This is a genomic window from Massilia sp. TS11, assembly GCF_022012445.1.
Lineage (GTDB): Bacteria > Pseudomonadota > Gammaproteobacteria > Burkholderiales > Burkholderiaceae_D > Telluria.
In genome coordinates, this window is sequence record NZ_JAKLTS010000005.1 from 346,445 (window position 1) to 363,198 (window position 16,754).

The 16,754-nt window shown below is 64.5% G+C and carries 15 protein-coding genes and 1 pseudogene; 7 read left to right on the forward strand and 9 right to left on the reverse strand.

The genetic code is table 11. The features are described 5' to 3' along the window. Positions 1–73 precede the first annotated feature (73 nt). Entirely contained in the window at positions 74–1,627 is a 1,554-nt protein-coding gene (locus tag LZ005_RS10445) for an NADH-quinone oxidoreductase subunit L (protein WP_237807735.1), read from the forward strand. After that, a complete protein-coding gene (locus LZ005_RS10450) occupies positions 1,624–4,113 on the forward strand; it encodes a YbcC family protein (RefSeq protein ID WP_237807736.1) in 2,490 nt (829 codons plus the stop codon). The genes LZ005_RS10445 and LZ005_RS10450 overlap by 4 nt, the downstream gene beginning before the upstream one ends. A gap of 6 nt (positions 4,114–4,119) precedes the next feature. Here LZ005_RS10450 and LZ005_RS10455 read toward each other — a convergent pair whose 3' ends face one another. The 4 genes and pseudogenes from LZ005_RS10455 to LZ005_RS10470 form a co-directional block, all read right to left on the reverse strand. Then, positions 4,120–5,463, reverse strand: a complete 1,344-nt coding sequence (locus LZ005_RS10455; protein WP_237807737.1) for a hypothetical protein — start codon at positions 5,461–5,463, stop codon at positions 4,120–4,122. A 118-nt stretch (positions 5,464–5,581) separates the two neighbouring features. Next, positions 5,582–5,977, reverse strand: a complete 396-nt coding sequence (locus tag LZ005_RS10460) for a VOC family protein (protein ID WP_237807751.1) — start codon at positions 5,975–5,977, stop codon at positions 5,582–5,584. A gap of 28 nt (positions 5,978–6,005) precedes the next feature. Next, positions 6,006–6,434, reverse strand: a complete 429-nt coding sequence (locus LZ005_RS10465; protein ID WP_237807856.1) for an ester cyclase — start codon at positions 6,432–6,434, stop codon at positions 6,006–6,008. Beyond that, positions 6,414–7,157: pseudogene (locus tag LZ005_RS10470) on the reverse strand (SDR family oxidoreductase); the annotation flags it as partial. The gene LZ005_RS10465 and the pseudogene LZ005_RS10470, both read right to left, overlap by 21 nt. A gap of 102 nt (positions 7,158–7,259) precedes the next feature. Here LZ005_RS10470 and LZ005_RS10475 point away from each other — a divergent pair. Continuing rightward, on the forward strand, positions 7,260–8,192 hold the full coding sequence (locus tag LZ005_RS10475; RefSeq protein WP_237807753.1) for an AraC family transcriptional regulator: 933 nt from the start codon (positions 7,260–7,262) through the stop codon (positions 8,190–8,192). A 4-nt stretch (positions 8,193–8,196) separates the two neighbouring features. Here LZ005_RS10475 and LZ005_RS10480 read toward each other — a convergent pair whose 3' ends face one another. Next, entirely contained in the window at positions 8,197–10,551 is a 2,355-nt protein-coding gene (locus LZ005_RS10480; RefSeq protein ID WP_237807755.1) for an outer membrane beta-barrel family protein, read from the reverse strand. 98 nt (positions 10,552–10,649) lie between these two features. Here LZ005_RS10480 and LZ005_RS10485 point away from each other — a divergent pair, with 98 nt between their 5' ends. After that, on the forward strand, positions 10,650–11,018 hold the full coding sequence (locus LZ005_RS10485; RefSeq protein ID WP_307727792.1) for a hypothetical protein: 369 nt from the start codon (positions 10,650–10,652) through the stop codon (positions 11,016–11,018). A 7-nt stretch (positions 11,019–11,025) separates the two neighbouring features. Here the strand turns inward: LZ005_RS10485 and LZ005_RS10490 are convergent, their stop codons facing one another. The 3 genes from LZ005_RS10490 to LZ005_RS10500 all read right to left on the reverse strand — a co-directional run bounded on the left by LZ005_RS10490 (position 11,026) and on the right by LZ005_RS10500 (position 14,197). Then, entirely contained in the window at positions 11,026–12,198 is a 1,173-nt protein-coding gene (locus LZ005_RS10490; RefSeq protein ID WP_237807763.1) for a triacylglycerol lipase, read from the reverse strand. Positions 12,199–12,365: 167 nt separating this feature from the next. Continuing rightward, positions 12,366–13,130, reverse strand: a complete 765-nt coding sequence (locus tag LZ005_RS10495) for a LytTR family DNA-binding domain-containing protein (RefSeq protein WP_237807764.1) — start codon at positions 13,128–13,130, stop codon at positions 12,366–12,368. Beyond that, the gene (locus tag LZ005_RS10500; protein ID WP_237807766.1) at positions 13,127–14,197 is read right to left on the reverse strand and encodes a sensor histidine kinase; all 1,071 of its coding nucleotides are present in this window, start codon (positions 14,195–14,197) and stop codon (positions 13,127–13,129) included. Before LZ005_RS10500 ends, LZ005_RS10495 begins: the two co-directional genes overlap by 4 nt. A gap of 139 nt (positions 14,198–14,336) precedes the next feature. On the opposite strand from LZ005_RS10500, the gene LZ005_RS10505 reads away from it, so the two are divergent. The 3 genes from LZ005_RS10505 (at position 14,337) to LZ005_RS10515 (ending at position 15,874) form a co-directional block, all read left to right on the forward strand. Beyond that, complete coding sequence (locus LZ005_RS10505; RefSeq protein WP_237807768.1) at positions 14,337–15,158, forward strand: DUF2306 domain-containing protein; 822 nt, start codon at positions 14,337–14,339, stop codon at positions 15,156–15,158. A 184-nt stretch (positions 15,159–15,342) separates the two neighbouring features. After that, positions 15,343–15,642, forward strand: a complete 300-nt coding sequence (locus tag LZ005_RS10510) for a type II toxin-antitoxin system Phd/YefM family antitoxin (RefSeq protein ID WP_237807770.1) — start codon at positions 15,343–15,345, stop codon at positions 15,640–15,642. Beyond that, on the forward strand, positions 15,617–15,874 hold the full coding sequence (locus LZ005_RS10515; RefSeq protein WP_237807796.1) for a Txe/YoeB family addiction module toxin: 258 nt from the start codon (positions 15,617–15,619) through the stop codon (positions 15,872–15,874). Before LZ005_RS10510 ends, LZ005_RS10515 begins: the two co-directional genes overlap by 26 nt. Positions 15,875–15,960: 86 nt before the next feature. Here the strand turns inward: LZ005_RS10515 and LZ005_RS10520 are convergent, their stop codons facing one another. Further along, entirely contained in the window at positions 15,961–16,644 is a 684-nt protein-coding gene (locus LZ005_RS10520; RefSeq protein ID WP_237807798.1) for a hypothetical protein, read from the reverse strand. Between the last annotated feature and the right edge of the window lie 110 nt (positions 16,645–16,754).

The following is a 16,754-nucleotide window of genomic DNA, read 5'->3' on the forward strand; positions in this document are numbered from 1 at the left end:
TTCTTATTAATGTATTTTACAGAACCTTCGAGCGCAAGCATCATGCCTTCCCATGTTGTTTTGGGTATCTGTCATGCATCTTTCCGCTTCCCTTCCCCTGTTTCCTCTGCTGTGCATGCTGCTGGCGATGGGCGCCGCATCCCTGCCCCGCCTGCGGTTGGCCTATCTTTGGCGCGCCGTCCTTGGCCTCTCCGGCGCGGCCACCGTGGCGGCCGGTGTCGCCTGCATCACGCCGGCCACCCTGCCCGCTATCCTGATGACCACGCCGCTGGGCCTGGCCATGGCACTGCTGGTGCAGCTGCTCGGCACGGTGATTGCGGCCTTCTCCGCGCGCTATCTGGCCGGTGAGGCGCGCCAACAGCGCTATGTCTCCGCCCTGGCCCAGGTGCTGGCGGCCGTCCAGGTGCTGTTGCTGGCCAATCATTGGGTCGTGCTGATCGGCGCCTGGGCACTGGTCGGGACCGCGCTGCAGCAGCTGCTGTGCTTCTACGCGGACCGCCCGTTCGCCCTGCTGGCCGCCCACAAGAAGCGCATTGCCGACCGCCTGGCCGACCTGCTGCTGGTGGCGGCCGCCGCGCTGGCCTGGGATACCTGCGGCAGCGGCTATCTGAGCGCCCTGTTCGAGCACATTGCGAGCCGCGGCATGAGCGGCCCGCTGTACGCCAGTGGCGTGGCGCTGGTGGTGGCCGTCATCCTGCGCACGGCCCTGCTGCCCGTGCATGGCTGGCTGATTCAGGTGATGGAGGCGCCGACCCCGGTATCGGCCCTGCTGCATGCGGGTGTCGTGAATCTGGGTGGTGTCGTCCTCATCCGTTTCGCGCCGCTGCTGGAGCAGGCCGACACGGCGCGGAGCCTGCTGGTCGTGCTGGGCCTGCTGACGGCCGTCCTGGCCGGGATGGTGATGCTCACGCGGATCAGCATCAAGGTGCGCCTGGCCTGGTCGACGGTCGCCCAGATGGGCTTCCTGCTGCTCGAATGCGGACTCGGCCTGTATTCGCTGGCGGCGTTGCATCTGATCGGCCATTCGCTGTACAAAGCGCATGCCTTCCTGTCGGCCTCCTCGGCCGTGCGCCGCACCCGGCTGCAGGCCCTGCACACGCCGGCCCCGCCCGCAGCCGCGAGTCTGTGGCTGGCGCCAGTGCTGGCCCTGGCGCTGGTCGAGCTGCTGCACAGCGCCTCCGGTCTGGCAGCCTGGCCTTGGTGGTGGCGCGTGATGCTTGCCCTTGCGTGGGCTCCGCTGCTGTGGCTGCCAGCGAACGCGGGCCGCTGGCGCCAGCGTGGCGTGCAATTGGCGGCCGGAATGGCCATGGTGGGCGGCCTCAGCCTGTGCGCCCTGGCGGCCCATCTGCTGCCGCTCGGCACGGAGGACAGCGCCCACCCCGCGCTTGGACTGATCGCGCTGCTTGGCATGGCTGCCCTGTACGCTGCGCTGATGCTGCTGCAGTTGCGTCCGCAATCGCTGAGCAGCTGGCGCCGCTGGAGCTATGCCGGTTTCTACATCGATGAAGCCTTTACCCGCCTCGCGCTGCGCTGCTGGCCAACGCGCTGGACGCCGGCAACGCCGCGTCAACCCCGCTTCCGTCTGCTGCACCCGCTCAATGAAGAAAACGCCTGGAGGCCCCAATGATCGCTCACGCCATCACACTCGATCAGCAAGTGGAGCAAGCTTGTGCCGCCGCCTGCCGCATGATTGCCCCGTCCTGGCCGCTGGATCGCGCCATTGCCGTCAACCCGCACTGGTCGCGCGTCGGCCTGCCGCTGCGCGAAGTGGCCGCGCGCATGGCCGTGCTGGGCGGTATCCAGGTATTTCCGCCGCGTGAACGCCAGCTGCAGGCCTGGGAGTCTGGCCGCATCAGTGCATGCGACCTCGAACTCGCCATCCGCCAGAACGCCCAGGCGCGCGCCTCGGGCCTGAGCGCTGCGTTCTGTCAGATGATCCTGTCGCAGCCGCTGCCGATCGAACAGCTGCCGCTGCTGATCGACGTGCTCGACAATGACCCGCAGCGCCACACGCGGCTGTCCTGGCGCCAGGCCATCACCCATCAGGTAAGCCAGACCTGCGCCGCCTACTTCGATGAGCACCAGGCTGACTGGCAGCCCGAACGCGAGGGCGGTTTGTACAGCTTCTGGCGCGATACGCTGCTGCACGACCACGGCATCGGCCTGCTGATGGGCCTGCCGCATCTGGGCCGCGCCCTGCAAGCCCTGCCCGCCACCCGCGCCGAGGCCGAGCGCTGGGTGCTGACCCGTCTGGGCCTGCCCGAAACGGTCTGGGCCGACTACCTCGAGGCGGTGCTGTTGACCGTGAACGGCTGGGCGTCCTGGTGCGCTTATCTGGGTTGGCAAGCGGCGCAGCAAGGCCGCAGCGATCCGCATCTGCGCGATCTGCTGGCGATTCGCCTGGCCTGGGGCGCCGTTCTGCTCGAATGCAAGGACGACAGCGCCGCCCAGCAGGCCTTCCATGCCCTGCAGCAGGCGTGGCAGCACGCATCGCAGCGCTTGCTCGAAGCACAGACCGCTCTGCTGATCGACGAAGTCTGGCAGACCGCGCTTGAACTCGGCTACCAGCGCGATCTCGCCCAGCGCCTGCTAAGTGTGAGCCCCGCGCTGAGCGAGCCGGAACGCCCGGAGGTCCAGGCCGTGTTCTGCATTGATGTGCGGAGCGAGCCGCTGCGGCGCGCGCTCGAAGCGGCCTGGCCCGGCATGCAGACCCTCGGCTTCGCCGGCTTCTTTGGCCTGCCGGTTGCCTACACGCCGATTGCTACCCAGGCACGCCGCCCGCAATTGCCGGGCTTGCTGGCGCCGGCACTGGACGTGCTGGACGTGATGCGCACCGCCGACAGCGAGCATGGCGACCCGGCGCTGGAACAGGCGGCCGGCCACGCCCGCGAACAGCGCCTTGCCATCGGCTCGCAATGGCGCGCCGCCAGCCGTTGGCCGAATGCCGCCTTCTCGTTTGTCGAGGCGGCGGGTCTGGGCTATCTCGGCAAGCTTGGTCAATGGATTTTCCCGGCCCGCCAGGCGCGCCCGCGCGACGATCTGGCCGGGCTGCCGACCCGCTACCGTCAGCTATGCCGTCCCTCGCTCAGCGGTATCCCGATCGCGACGCAAGTCGATCTCGGCGCCAAGGTACTGCAGGCCATGGGATTGGCGCACAGCCTGGCACCGCTGGTCCTGCTGGTCGGTCACGGCAGCCAGAGCGCCAACAACGCGCATGCCGCCGCCCTCGATTGCGGCGCCTGCTGCGGACAGACCGGGGAAGTGAATGCGCGCAGCCTGGCGCAGCTGCTCAACAGCCGCCCGGTGCGCAACGCACTGCAGGCGCACGGCATCGCGATTCCTGATGACACACACTTCCTCGCCGCCCTGCACAATACGACGACCGACGAGATCGAAGCCTTCGATCTCGACCTGATGCCACCGTCGGCCCGCGCCCGTTGGGACAATCTGCAGACCATCTTCGCCCAGGCAGCCGACCAGGTGCGGCGCGAACGCGCGAGCAGTCTCGGCCTCGACCCGCGCGCGCCGCACGACAAGCTATTGCAGCAACTGCGCCGCCGCGCCAACGACGGCGCCGAGACCCGGCCCGAATGGGGCCTGGGCGGCAATGCCGCCTTCATCATCGGCCCGCGTGCCCGGACGCGCGGCACCGTGCTGCAGGGCCGCGCTTTCCTGCACGACTACGATGCCAGCCGCGATGTCGGCGGCAGTCTGCTAGAGCTGCTGATGACGGCGCCGGTGCTCGTCACCCACTGGATCAACTGGCAGTACCACGCCTCCACCTGCGATCCCGAGCGTCTCGGCAGCGGCAACAAGCTGCTGCACAACGTGGTCGGCGGCACAATCGGCGTATTCGAAGGCAATGGCGGCGACCTGCGGATCGGCCTCTCGCGCCAGTCCCTGCATGACGGCCAGCGCTGGATGCACGAGCCGCTGCGCCTGACCGTGGTGATCGACGCCCCGGCCCACGCCATCGAGGCGGTCATCGCGCAGCACGCGCTCGTCCGGCAACTGGTCGACAACGACTGGCTGCACCTGTGGCGCTTTGACGAGGCGGCTCTGCTGCGCTACGCGCGCGGCCAGTGGCTGCCCGTGCCGACCGCCCTGCCCTGAACCAGCTCAGCGCTGGCCGCCGGCCGCATCGGCCGCGGCCGCCATCAGGGCAGCGTCATAGCCGGCCAGCCAATCGGCGGCGGTCAGCGGCACCAGCATGTCCGGGTCCAGGCCATTGATCTTCACGTCATAGGCATCGCCAAAGCAGCCCTGTTCCTGGGCGCAGCCCTTGCGCAGGTCCCACAGGCCGTAGGACGGTGTAAAGCAATGGCCCGAGTTCGGCAGGCATTGCTTGCGATTCTCCGACCACCAGCGCAGGCGGTCGCCGACCAGCGAGCCGATCACGCGCACCTTGGGACCGGCCGCCTGCTTGGCGATGGCCGAGGACACAATGCCGGCCGAGAAGGTGTACTCGCTGGTCAGGATATACACCTTCTCGCGCGTATTCTCCGCCAGCACTTTCATCAGTTCGCGCGTCAGGTCGGTGTTGCCGCCGCCATTGAAGCGCTGGTCCAGCACCAGAAAGCGCGGCTTGAGCTTGGCGGCCAGGGCCGCCGTGTCGCCTGCGAACTTGCCCAGCGTACGCCCGCCCTCGTGATCGTAATTGCCGCGGAACTGAACATACAGGGCGTCATAGGCGCGCAGCGGAATGGCGCGGAAGATCTTCTCCGGCTCCTGCATCGCAAGCGGGATCGGCGCTCCCAGCAAGGCACGATTCCAGGCCGCGCCGCTGGCCGCGCTCACGCCTGCGCTGCGCAGCAATTCGGGCACCGAGCCGGTCGGCACCTGGCTGCGCTCCAACGGCGCCAGCTGGCGTTCGACCACCGTGCCATCGCGCAGACGGAAGCTGGCGCCGAGCTTGCCCCGTTCCAGTGTGAGGCCAAGCGCGCCGAGCAGCGCGGGCGACTCCAGCAGCCAGGTCGAATTGGCCCGCGCAAAGTGGTCCGGCCCGCCGATGTATGGACGCGTGAGCGCCGCCAACTCCTCAGGCTTCTTGCCCCCCAGGCTCAGCACCGTGGCGCCCGCCAGCTCGGGCAAGTCCGGCGCGCTGAGCACCACCATCAGTTCCTGCCCGAACCAGGCCAGCCGCACAGGCAAGCGCGGCCCCATCAGCTTGGCGTTCGGGACGATTTCGTCGTGGGCGTTATCGGCCAGAGCGGCCACACGCGCCAGCGCAAGCGTAAATTCCGCCTCGCTCATCGCGCCAGCGCGCGTGCGCAGCGCCTCCACGGCCTGCAGCGCGGCGGCGCGGCTGGTATCGCTGAAGGCCATGCTGGCCTGCACATAGTCGCTGCGCAGCGTATCGAGGTCGGCCAGCTGGCGGCTCTTCAGCTCAGCGGTAGTAGCCGCAGCCGCCATGCCACAGCAGACGGCGAGCACGGCAGCAAAAAGAAAATGGGTGGAACGCATATCGATGTCCTCGTTTGAAAGTAAGCGAGGAAATCTTACGAATCCACCCCATGCGCCGCAGGCAATTCCGACGAAACCCGGAAAAATGGGGTCAGACCCCATTTTTCCACCACTAAACTCAGTGGTCAGCCATCCAGACCAGGTTCCACAGGTGGCCATCGAGGTCTTCGAAGCCTTGGTCGTACATGAAACCGTGGTCTTCGGGCGGGTGCGGGGTGCGGCCGCCGGCGGCGACGGCCTTGGCGATCAGGGCGTCGACCTCTTCGCGGCTATCGCAGCTCAGGCAGATCACGACCTCGTTCGCCTCCTTCGCCGGCGCGACGCCCTTGCCAATCAGAGACTGGAAGAAGTCCTCGGTCGTCAGCATCACCTGAATCGCCTCGCCGGCGACGACCATGCACAAGGCTTTGTCGCCGCTGAATTGGGGGTTGAACTGGAAACCCAGAGCAGAGAAGAAGGCCTTCGAGCGCGCAAGGTCCTTCACTGGCATATTCAGGGTGATCTGACTTTTCATGGACTCTTCTCCGGATCGACGCAATCTGTCATGGGGTGGCCCGAAACTGCGCAAGCACGGCGGCCAGGCTGTTGATGCCCCAGTGTTCAGCATAGCGTCCATCGCGGATGCGCACAATGTCGATCACATCGATGGCAATGTCCTTGCCGGTCGCCTCCACGCCCAGCAGCGGCCCCGTATGCCGTCCCGTGATGCGTTTGCGGGTGACCACCTGATCACCCGCGCTGAGCTGGTCGAGAATCTCGACTGTCAGGCCGCTGATCGCCGGCCGCAGCACGTTCGTGAACGTATGCCACATGCCTTCCGCGCCCCGCATGGCCGGGTCCGGCGCCGACCAGTTGATGAAGTCCGGCGCCATCAGCTCGTCAAACACCGCGCGCTCGCCATTCTGGATGACCGCGTGGTTAAAGCGCGCCACCACGGCCTTCTGCGCATCCGCTCCGGCTGCAATCGCCACGGCGTCGGCGCCCGCCACCAGGCGCAGCGGCGCAGCCGGATCGGTCACCGCACGCCACACCGCCTCGGCCACATCCCGGGCCTGCGTGACCAGCCCGCCGCCACGCTGCATCGCGCTGAAGATGCGTTGCTTGAAATCGGCGTAGGCGGGGTGCACACCCTCCCCGCCCATGCGCCTTGCATGCTCGCTGAAACGGGTCTCGGGCGAGCGCCCCGGCAAGACCAGATGCGCGCGTACACCAAACTCGGCCAGCTCAAGCGTCAGCGATTCGGTGAAAGCATTGACCGCCGCTTTCGCGGCCGAATACACGGCCAGCAGCGGCAGCGCCTTGAGCGTGACGCTTGAGCTGACATTGACGATCACCCCTGCCCCGCGTTCGCGCATCTGCGGCAGCAGCGCCTGGGTCATGGCGATGGTGCCGAGCGTATTGGTGTCGAAGATCTGGCGCAGCTGGGCCGGCGTCACGTCTTCAAGCGGGGCCAGCAGGCCGATGCCGGCATTATTCACCAGCGCGTCGATCGGGCCGGCCGCCGCCACGCAGGCACGGATGCTGTCCGCGTCGGCCACATCCAGCGGCAGGATGCGCAGGCGCGGCGAAGTCGGCAGCAAACTCGCATCCGGCTGGCGCATGGTGGCCACCACGCGCCAGCCGCGCTCGAGGAAAAGGCGCGCCGTTTCCAGGCCAAAGCCGGACGAGCAGCCCGTGATCAGAACAGTCGACACAGAAGACATACACACTCCATCGGTTTAACAATGCTGCAACGATAGAGTGAAGCGCCTGGACAAGCTATACTTTCTAATCCATATTTTTGTCGAGATCGTCCAATGATCGATCCCTTGGCGGAGGTGGTGTCCTTGCTGCAGCCGGGGGCGCCGTTCTCGAAACTGGTGGTCGCGTCCGCGCCCTGGGCGGTGCGGCGGACCGAAACCGGGCGTCCGTTCTACTTCGTGATCCTCGAAGGCGGCTGCCATCTGACCGTGCACGGCCCAGACGGCAGCGAGACCATCACGCTGCACGAGGGCGACTTTGCCATGGTCCCGGCGGCGCGCAGTTTCTCCACATCGAGCCTCGACCGCCAACCGCCGCGGCTGGACGAGGAAGTGATCACCGAAGTGACGACGATGCCCGGCGGCGCGCGCGTGGGCAATCCGAACGGGCCAGTCGATGTGCGTATGCTGGTCGGGAATTTCGTATTCGGCTCGCCCGATTCCGCCCTGCTGGTCTCGCTGCTGCCGCGCTATGTGCACATTCGCGGCGAACAGCGCCTGTCGACCCTCGTCCAACTGGTGGGCGATGAATCGCGCGCCGAGCGGCCTGCGCGCGAGCTTGTCTTGGCGCGCCTGCTCGAAGTGCTGCTGATCGAAGCCTTGCGCTCGGCCGGGAGCACGGGGGAATCGGCCGGTCTGGTGCGTGGCCTGGCTGATGCGAAACTGGCCGTTGCGCTGCGCTGCATGCATGCCCAGCCAGCGGCCACCTGGACTGTGGCGCAGCTGGCGCGCGCGGCGGCAATGTCGCGCTCGGCATTTTCTGAGCGCTTTACCCAGGCAGTCGGCATTGCGCCGATGAGCTACCTGCTCGGCTGGCGCATGGCCCTGGCGCGCCAGCTGCTGCGCCGGCGCGAACTCAAGCTGGCCGATATCGCCGAGCGTGTCGGCTATGCCTCCGTCAGCGCTTTCGGCCTTGCCTTCACGCGCCACGTCGGCATGCCGCCGCGCCGCTATTCCCAGATGGCGCTGGACGACGCGGCGGCGGCCTGAACGCTTAGTCCTTCTTCTCCTGCGCCGGCTTTTCGGGCTGTGCGGGCGGCTTCGGCTGATGCATCTGAATCATGCGCATCGCGTCTTTCGCCGCCTGGCTGTCCGGATTCATGCCGGCCGCCTGCATGGCATTGCGCACGGCGTCGTTGCCGGTCACACCGCCGAAGGTGTAGCGCAGGCCGACATACACGCGGCGCTGGTGCACTTGCACGTCGGTGCGGTCGCGCAGGGTGTCGGTCTCGGTGCGGAAGCGCTGATCGGTGCCCTGGAACACGTCGTTGGCGCGGATATTCAGCGACAGGCGCGGCGAGAACTTGTGCTCCAGCGCCAGAATCACATTGCTGAACGGCTCACGATAGCCCTCGCCCGACAGCTGCTTGCCCTGACGGAAAGTCATGAAGGACAGGGTGTCGTCCGGCGTCATGGTCCACTGCAGGCCGCCCTGCAGCTGCAGCGAAGGCGTGCGGCGCTTCTCGCCGGTCGGGCCCATCGAGCCGATGCGGTCCTGCTCGACATAGCCCCAGTTACCGTTAAACATGAAGCGGATCGCCGGCAGCGCGATGCCGTTCCATTTCATATTCGGCGGCACCATCGCCATGATCGAGAATTCGACACCGGCAGCCTGACGGTCGCCCTCGTTGACCTTGGTCGTCAGCAGCGTGGTCGGGCTGACGAAGCTGCGGCGCTCGGTGATCACATCCGATTCGTGCCGCATATAGCCGCGCAGGCTGGCCGGCATCAGGCCCATGATCTTGGTCTCATAGCCCAGTTCCAGCGAATGCAGCTTGACGGGGTGCAGATAGGGATTGCCCGCGCTGATTGCGTATTCGTTGGCGTAATTGACGAAGGGATTCAGGTCGCCCGCTGCCGGACGCGAAATGCGGTCCGAGAACGAGAAGCGCAGGTTCGAGAACTGGTCGAGCTTATAGGTCAGGAACAAGCTCGGCAGATAGTTCGTGTAGCTGTTGCTGCCCTGGATATTGGTCGTCACCTGATTCAGATCCAGCTGCGTATGCTCGACGCGCAGGCCGCCCTTGAACGACCACAGCGGATTGATTGGCAGTTCATAGCTCGCATAGGCCGCGGTCACATCCTGCGACAGGTCGAACAGATTGCTGCGTTTGGTATCGAGCGCGCCGGTATCGAGGAACAGATAGCGGTAGTCGCTGGTCTGGCGCGTGCGCTGCCAGCGGCCGCCCGCCGTCAGGAAGCCGGGGCCGGCCTTGCCCGAATAGTCGGTGCTCAGGTCGGTCAGGCGCACACGGGTCTCGACATTCTGCGTGTAGTTGCGCAGCACCGGCGCGCCGACGGCCGGCAGCAGGATCGGCACGTAGTTGGCGGCCGTGTCCACGCTATTGTTGTTGGACGAATGGCGCAGATCGACCTTCAGGCTCTCGCCATCGGTGTTGAAGCGGCGTTCCCAGCCGGTGACGATTTCGTGGTTGATCGCATCGCCACTGCCGACCCGGCGCGTCAGGTAATCGATCACCGGCGTGCTGCCGGTGCGGAAGTCCGTCAGATGCTCATTGGTGCGCGAATCATTGCCGCGCTTGTTGGCCGAGAACGAGCCGGTCAGCGTGTCAGTCTCGCTGTAGTTGTAACGGCCGCCCACACCGCCCTGGACAAAGTCGGTCAGGCCACTGCGCTGGGCCGTCTGGTGCAGGCGGCTGACGCTATTGCTGGCCGGATCAAGGCGCTCGCGCGTGTAGTCGGTATCGGACTCATTGCCATCGCGGCGGTAGTTGAAGCTGCCATTCACCGAGGCATAGCCGGCGCTGTAGCTGCCGTTGGCAAAGGCGCTCTTGCGGCCGGCCGGACCGACCGTGCCGGCCATGCTGCCATTGCCGCCCGGCTTGGTGTAGCGGCGCGAGATCAGGTTCAGGATGGGGCCGCCGCCGGCTTCATTGCCGAATTCCGCGCCCGGATTATTGATCACCTGCACCGACTCGTAGTTTTCCGCCGGCAGTGCGTTGATGGCCGCGGCGCGGTTATCGCCCTGCAGCTGCGCGGTCGGTTTGCCATCGACCAGCACGGTGACACGTTCGCTGCCGCGCACGCGCACGGTGCCGTTCGGATCGACGTTCACCGAGGGCACGTTGTTGAGCACGTCGCCGATCGAGGCCCCGGCCGTGGTGGCGTCGTTCTTGATGTCATAGACCTGGCGGTCGATGCGGTTGGTCTGGCGCTCGCTGACCACATTCACGACCGCCGTCGCCGGCACCTCGGGGTTGGCCTGCGTCGGCTGCTGCGGCGCCGGCTTGGCTTCTTCTTTGCTGACCGGCTTGGCCGGCTCGGTGGTTTGTGCCTGGGCCTGCCAGCTCAGCAGCAGTGCAGCGATGGTGGCGGACAAGACGGTCAAGGACGGGCGCGAGAACATATGCATGTGTGAATGACGATATAAGCGTTGAGCAATAATCGCGAGACATTACCATTTTTCGTATTGACTTGCTAGCAAAAATGGAAACGCTCATTACCCTGCGCACGTCCCTTGCAAGGCATTCAACTGGGACATTTTGTCTCATTGATCGACGCCGGTTTTCCAGTAACAATCCGCCACTGCCTCACTTTGAGATTGAAGAGATCATGGATTGGGTTCCGGTATTTCTGCTGACATTCAAGCTGCTTGTCCTCGCCATCGGCATGTTCTTTGCCATCAAGTGGCATTACGACCAGGGCAAAAAGAGCGGCGTGCCGGCGAACGAACGCCGCACCGTGCTGCGCGCCGGCGGGATGGTGTCCGCTGTATTCGTACTGGGAATCTTGATGCTCGGCTTCCTGACCTTCAGCCTGGGGAAGACCCTCGGTCTGGACCTGACCCTGCCCTGATCGACGCTTAATCGAGCCAATCCAGTAGCTGACGCGCCACTTCAGGCGAGGTCAGCAAGTCCATATGGTGGGTATTCGGCAGCGTGGCGCTTGCCGAAAATGTGAGACAGCGCGCGAGATCCGGCGCGATGCCCAGAGCGCTATTCAAGGGCACGAGCCCGTCACCGATGAGCGCATCGCGCACGCGCCCCGCTTCAGCGGCCACGGTGCCGGCCATGGCAAAGCATGCCACGCCCTCCGGCAAGGGCAGGAATTGGGCGGCCAGCTCTGCGGCAAAGCGGTCCTTGTCCTGCCAGTCCTCACGCAGCACGCTGCCGTGGCGCAGGTCCGTAATGCCCGCACTGCGAATCTTCGCCAGGCGCGCAAACGGCGCGCTATAGCTCGACATTCCCATCGCCAGCGTCAACCAGTTGCCGCCACGCTCGAGCGGCGCACCATGATGCGGCGAGCCAAGCGTGACGAGACGGCGCAGTTTGCCGCGCCAGCGCTGCTGAGCCTGTTCCGCAAAGGCACACGCGCTGCGCGCCACCAGACCGCCCATGCTGTGACCGATGATGGCCAGCTCCTCCACAGGGACCGGCCACAAGTCGAGTAAGGCTTCGATCTGCGCAGCGAAGTCTGCGCCATTGAGGGCGATATGGCGCCCGGTATTGTAATGAAGGTAGATCAGCGTGTAGCCGCGCTCGCGCGCCAGCAAGCTGCCGTGACCGCCGTTGTCGGTCAGCCATTGCAGGTCATTCATGCACAGCCCGTGCACGAGAATCAGGATGCGCCCAGTCGCTCCAGGCACCGGATGCACAAGCGGCCTGCCCTCGCGCCGGAAGGCCATCGCGATGGCCAGCGGATTGCCGCCATGCTCGAGCCGGTCGCCCAGCACGCCGTTCAAGGCAGCCAGCACAGGCTCCCTGCCCTGCCAATCTCCGCTCGCACCATCCGCATCGGCGAGGCGCCCGAGCGCCGCGTCGAGTCCGCCACCGACCAGCCGGTTCACCCCTTGCACCATGCGGTAGACGAAGGACGTCGGCTTGGCCAGAAAACGTCCCGGCGACTTTTCGAGGATATTCAGGTGCACGGCTTCGGTCAGCGCAGCCACACCCGCGACCGCCTCCACCGCAAGACGCACAGCGCCGCGCAGGTCAGCGCCAGCTTTTAACTTCACAGGATTCGTGTCGGACGCCATTGCTGCCTTTCGCAGGTTGGAGGACGGGGGCAGCGGTGCCTTTATCCGATTGAGGCAAGCTTGTACACAAACCTGCTCACGAGCATTTCCTTCCGCCTTGCCCCAGTCTGTCTTCCATCGGGCATAAGCGCAGGCTCAAGTAACGCAAGATGAGCACGGATTCGATTCTACATCTGACGGAAATGATGGAGAAAATTACGGCTGACCGGCAGCACCTCACGCCGGCCGCGCACATGAACTTCGGCCGTCTCGTTCAGGCCACGCACCACTTGTGACACCGCGGCCAGATTAACAATGACTGAGCGGTGGGTCTGCACGAAATGCAGCGGATCGAGCTCATCGGCCAGCTCTCGAATGCTCTTGCGGATCAGGGCCTCGCCCTCCGGCCAAACGACTTGGGTGTATTTGTCCTCGGCGCGCAGATAGAGAACTTGGTCCACCGGAATCAGCCGAACGCTATTGCCCAGTGAGGCCTTGATCCACTGAAGATACCGCCGCCCGGCACCGGGCAGACGCTCGGCCAGGCGCTGCAGCACAGCGTCGAGCTGATCCGGACCCGAATGCGCCAGCGCCACCCGTTCGCGCAGGCGCCCGATCGTGTCGGCCAGTCGTTCCGGATCAATCGGCTTGACGAGGTAATCAATGGCGCCCTGCTCAAACGCCTGCAACGCATATTGCTCATAGGCCGTTACAAACACGAGCTGCGCACGGCGCGCCATCGCGCGCGCCACCTCGATGCCATTCAAGCCGGGCATGTGGATGTCCAGGAAAACGATGTGCGGCGCATGCTGCTCGAACAATTCGAGCGCCTCGGCCCCGTGGCGGGCGTCATCGATCAGCTGCAATTCGGGCCACAGTCTGGCCAGATGGGCGCGCAACCGCTCACGCAGCAAGGGTTCATCATCCACGATCAGGGCGCGTGTGGCCGTCATGCCGGTCCTCCGGTAGAAAAATGCAGCTCGACCCGCACACCCTGGGGCACGGCCTCGTGCAAGTCGATCCGCGCGCTTGCGCCGAAATAGGCATGCAGGCGCGCACGCACATTCGCCAGCCCCGTGCCAGGGTGCGCCGTTGGGGCCATCCCCACGCCGGTATCCTGCACCCAGAGCAGAGCCGCGCCGCTCGCAGCATCGTGCTGGCCGCCGACCTCGATCACGCCGCCATCCACGCTCGGATCAATCCCATGCCGGATTGCGTTCTCGACCAAGGTGAGCAAGGCCATTGGGGGAAAGCGAACCCCACTGAGCGAGGGCGGCACCGTCAGGGAAAACTGCAAGCGGTCAGGCATCCGCAGTCGCATCAGTTCGAGGTAGGCACGGACCAGATCCATCTCGTCGGCCAATGAAGCGTCCGCATCCTGCAGGCGTGGCATCGCCGCACGCAAATAGGCAATCAGGTGGCGCAGCACCGGGCCGGCCTGATCAGACCCGGCCGCCACCAAAGCCTCAATATTCGCCAGTGTATTGAACAGAAAATGCGGTTCAATCTGGGCCTGCAAGAGGCGCAGGCGGGCGTCCAGCAACTCGCGTTCGAGCCGATCACGTTCCAGATCCGCTTGAAGTCGGGCCGCCGCCTCCTGCGCCTTGCGCATGCCACGCAAGGCCACCAAGGCAAACGGCAAGCCGAACATCCAGGCCAGCAGCACCATCAGGACATGACCGATCAGCGTCTGTGTGTTGCTGAGATAGCTGAGCGCATCCATGCCCTTGGCCATGAACGCAGACGCCAGCGCCGCCAGCGGTGCCATCAACCCGACGGCCAGGAGACGCGCCGTATCCTCCGCAAGCCAACGTGGCCGCAGCGTGCCGGCGGCCGAGTAGGCCAGCAACAAGGCGCCCGCCACGAAGCCAACCCGGCTGATCACAATCGGGAATGGCGTCCGCGTCAGCACATGCAGAAGCCAGGACAGCGCGAGCGCGAATACGCTCACCACCAGCGTGTGGCGCGCAGAAGGCAACACGGCCTGCAAGCGACTTGAGGTTGGCAATTTCCAAGACATCCACCCACCTTAACCGCGGCCGCGCCGTGATTCAAGCCCCAAAAACCGCCGTTCGTCGCATGAAGCCGCCCCGCGCCAACGCCTGCAGCGGACAGCGCCCTATGCTCGGGCCTCACTCTTTTTTCGATGGAGGCAGAACATGCCATTCAGTCTCACCGGCGCACCGTGGCGCCCCACGCCCCTGACGAGCTTGCGTGCTGCGGCCGCCAGTTGGTTCCTCATTGCCGTGCTTGGACAACTCATCTTTCTTGCCTATGTTGTCCTGGTATACGGCGGCGCACTGCTGCGCCAGGACCTACACGGTTGGAACATCGTGATGCGCGGCGGCTATATTGCAGGCGACACGCCGGGCAATGCCGCCATCGGCGCGCACCTGCTGCTCAGCGTGTTCATCATGTTGGGCGGCGCGTTGCAACTGCTTCCCAGCTTGCGCGCGCGAGCGCCCAGAGTGCACCGCTGGAACGGCAGGCTCTATCTGGCCAGCGCCGCCATCGCCAGTGTGACCGGGCTGTATATGACCTGGTTCCGCCCCGTTGTCGGAGATTTCACGCAGCATCTTGGGGTCAGCCTGAATGCGCTGCTGATCCTGGTGTTTGGATGGCTGTGTCTGCGAACGGCCCGTGCGCGCGAATTCGCCGCACACCGGAAATGGGCGCTGCGCCTGTTTCTGGCAGTCAGCGGCGTATGGTTCTTCCGGATCGGATTCATGCTGTGGGTCGGCCTGCACGGCGGTCCCGTGGGCTTTGACCCCAAGACCTTCTCGGGGCCATTCCTGAGCACCATGAGCTTCGCCCAATATCTGGTACCCCTTGCCATCCTCGAATGCTATCTGCGCTGTCTCGAACGGGGCAGCGCGATCGCCCGCGGACTAATGAGTGGCTTCCTGCTTCTGCTCACATTAGCGACCGCCGCCGGGATCGCCCTCGCCACCTTGGGAATGTGGCTCCCGCGCATACATTGACATATACGGCAATGTGCTGAGTTCGAGGTGTTTGGCGCCTAGCAAGTTAAAAACAGCTTAGCTTGCCTCGCACAGCATGGCCAGCTACACTAGGACTTGTGCAAGTAACTGTACAGGTTCTTCCGTTTAAGCCTCGCGGCTGCGGCCGGCACACCCTTAACGAAATGAATGTGCGGAGTAAACAATGAGAATCGTGAGCTTTTCTGATGCTCGCAACAACCTGCGGGCAGTGATCGAACAAGTGGTTGAGGATGCTGACGTAACGATCATTTCGCGCAGGGATGCACCCGACGCAGTCCTAATGTCCCTCGATCATTACAACAGCCTTATTGAGACTGTGCATTTGCTGAGTTCACCTGCCAATGCTGCGCACTTGGCAAAATCCCTTTCACAGGCTCGTGCAGGTCAGGCGACACATCGGGAGTTAATTGACAGCTCCGACGCAGGGGACCCACAAAATGCTCAACTTGAAGTTCACCGATGAGGCGTGGGAAACCTATCTGTTCTGGCAAACGCAGGACAAGAAGACACTTAAACGTATCAATGACTTAATTCAAGCAGCCAGAAGGGATCCTTCGGGAGGAATTGGTAAACCTGAAGCATTGAAGCACAGTCTCAGTGGGTGCTGGTCACGCCGGATCGACGAAACCAATCGGCTTGTCTATGCAGTTCAAAATGATGAACTGGTCATCATTTCGTGTCGCTACCATTACTGAGATTGAACCATTAGAGAATCCCATCAATGATGCCGAAGCATTCCTCATGAGAACTCAGCGCCAGGAACCGCGCCCCTAGAGGGTGGTTAAGCCGAGGGATCCCACAGCAGCGCGAGTGCAAGCGCAGCCATGGTGACCGGCTCCCGCAATGCAGTGCCGGACGCGGGGCGCCACAGGCGTGGCGTCAAGCCATTGAGTTCGATGGCCCCGACAACTTTGCCGTCATGTCTGAAGACGTAGCCGATGGGTGCCTCCAGTGGCAGAGATGAGCCGCGCACCTCGTGGACCGATTCCACCTCGAGCGTGGTACCGCCCATCGAGAATTGGCCGCTACGCTCGGCTTTCATCGTCATGCTGACCACCGGGGCGTTCATCTTCAGCTGGGCGCTACGCGATCCACGCCATTCGCATTCGAACGAGAACGGCTTTGCGTTGGCCGCTATGACTTTCCACGTTACCTCAACCGCCTTGCCGCTGCAGGCCGCTTCGGTGCGACTGCCATCTGCGAGCACGAGCGAATAGCGCGTCGATGCACTGCTCCAATTAACCACAGAAAACAGGTCAACGCGATCGAGCCCGCGGCTGAAGGTGCCCGTCTCAGCGGACAGCGAGAAGCTGCCGTTGCGCCCAGCTCCAAGGCCCTGAACAGATTCAGCGCGTTCAGCAGCGATGGATGCGGGGAGGCTCATTTCTGCGGCAGGCAGACCAGCACAACCGGTCAACACAACTGCAGAAGCGGCAAATAGAGCTTGAAATAAGGGGCGCAGCATGAGGATCGGTCGGCAGTAAGTAACTTAACGGGCGATTATAGTCACCCTGACCGGCGCAATTGTCCTCAGTTTGTCGTGAAAGTTGCGAAACATGCCCCGCTACAAACACC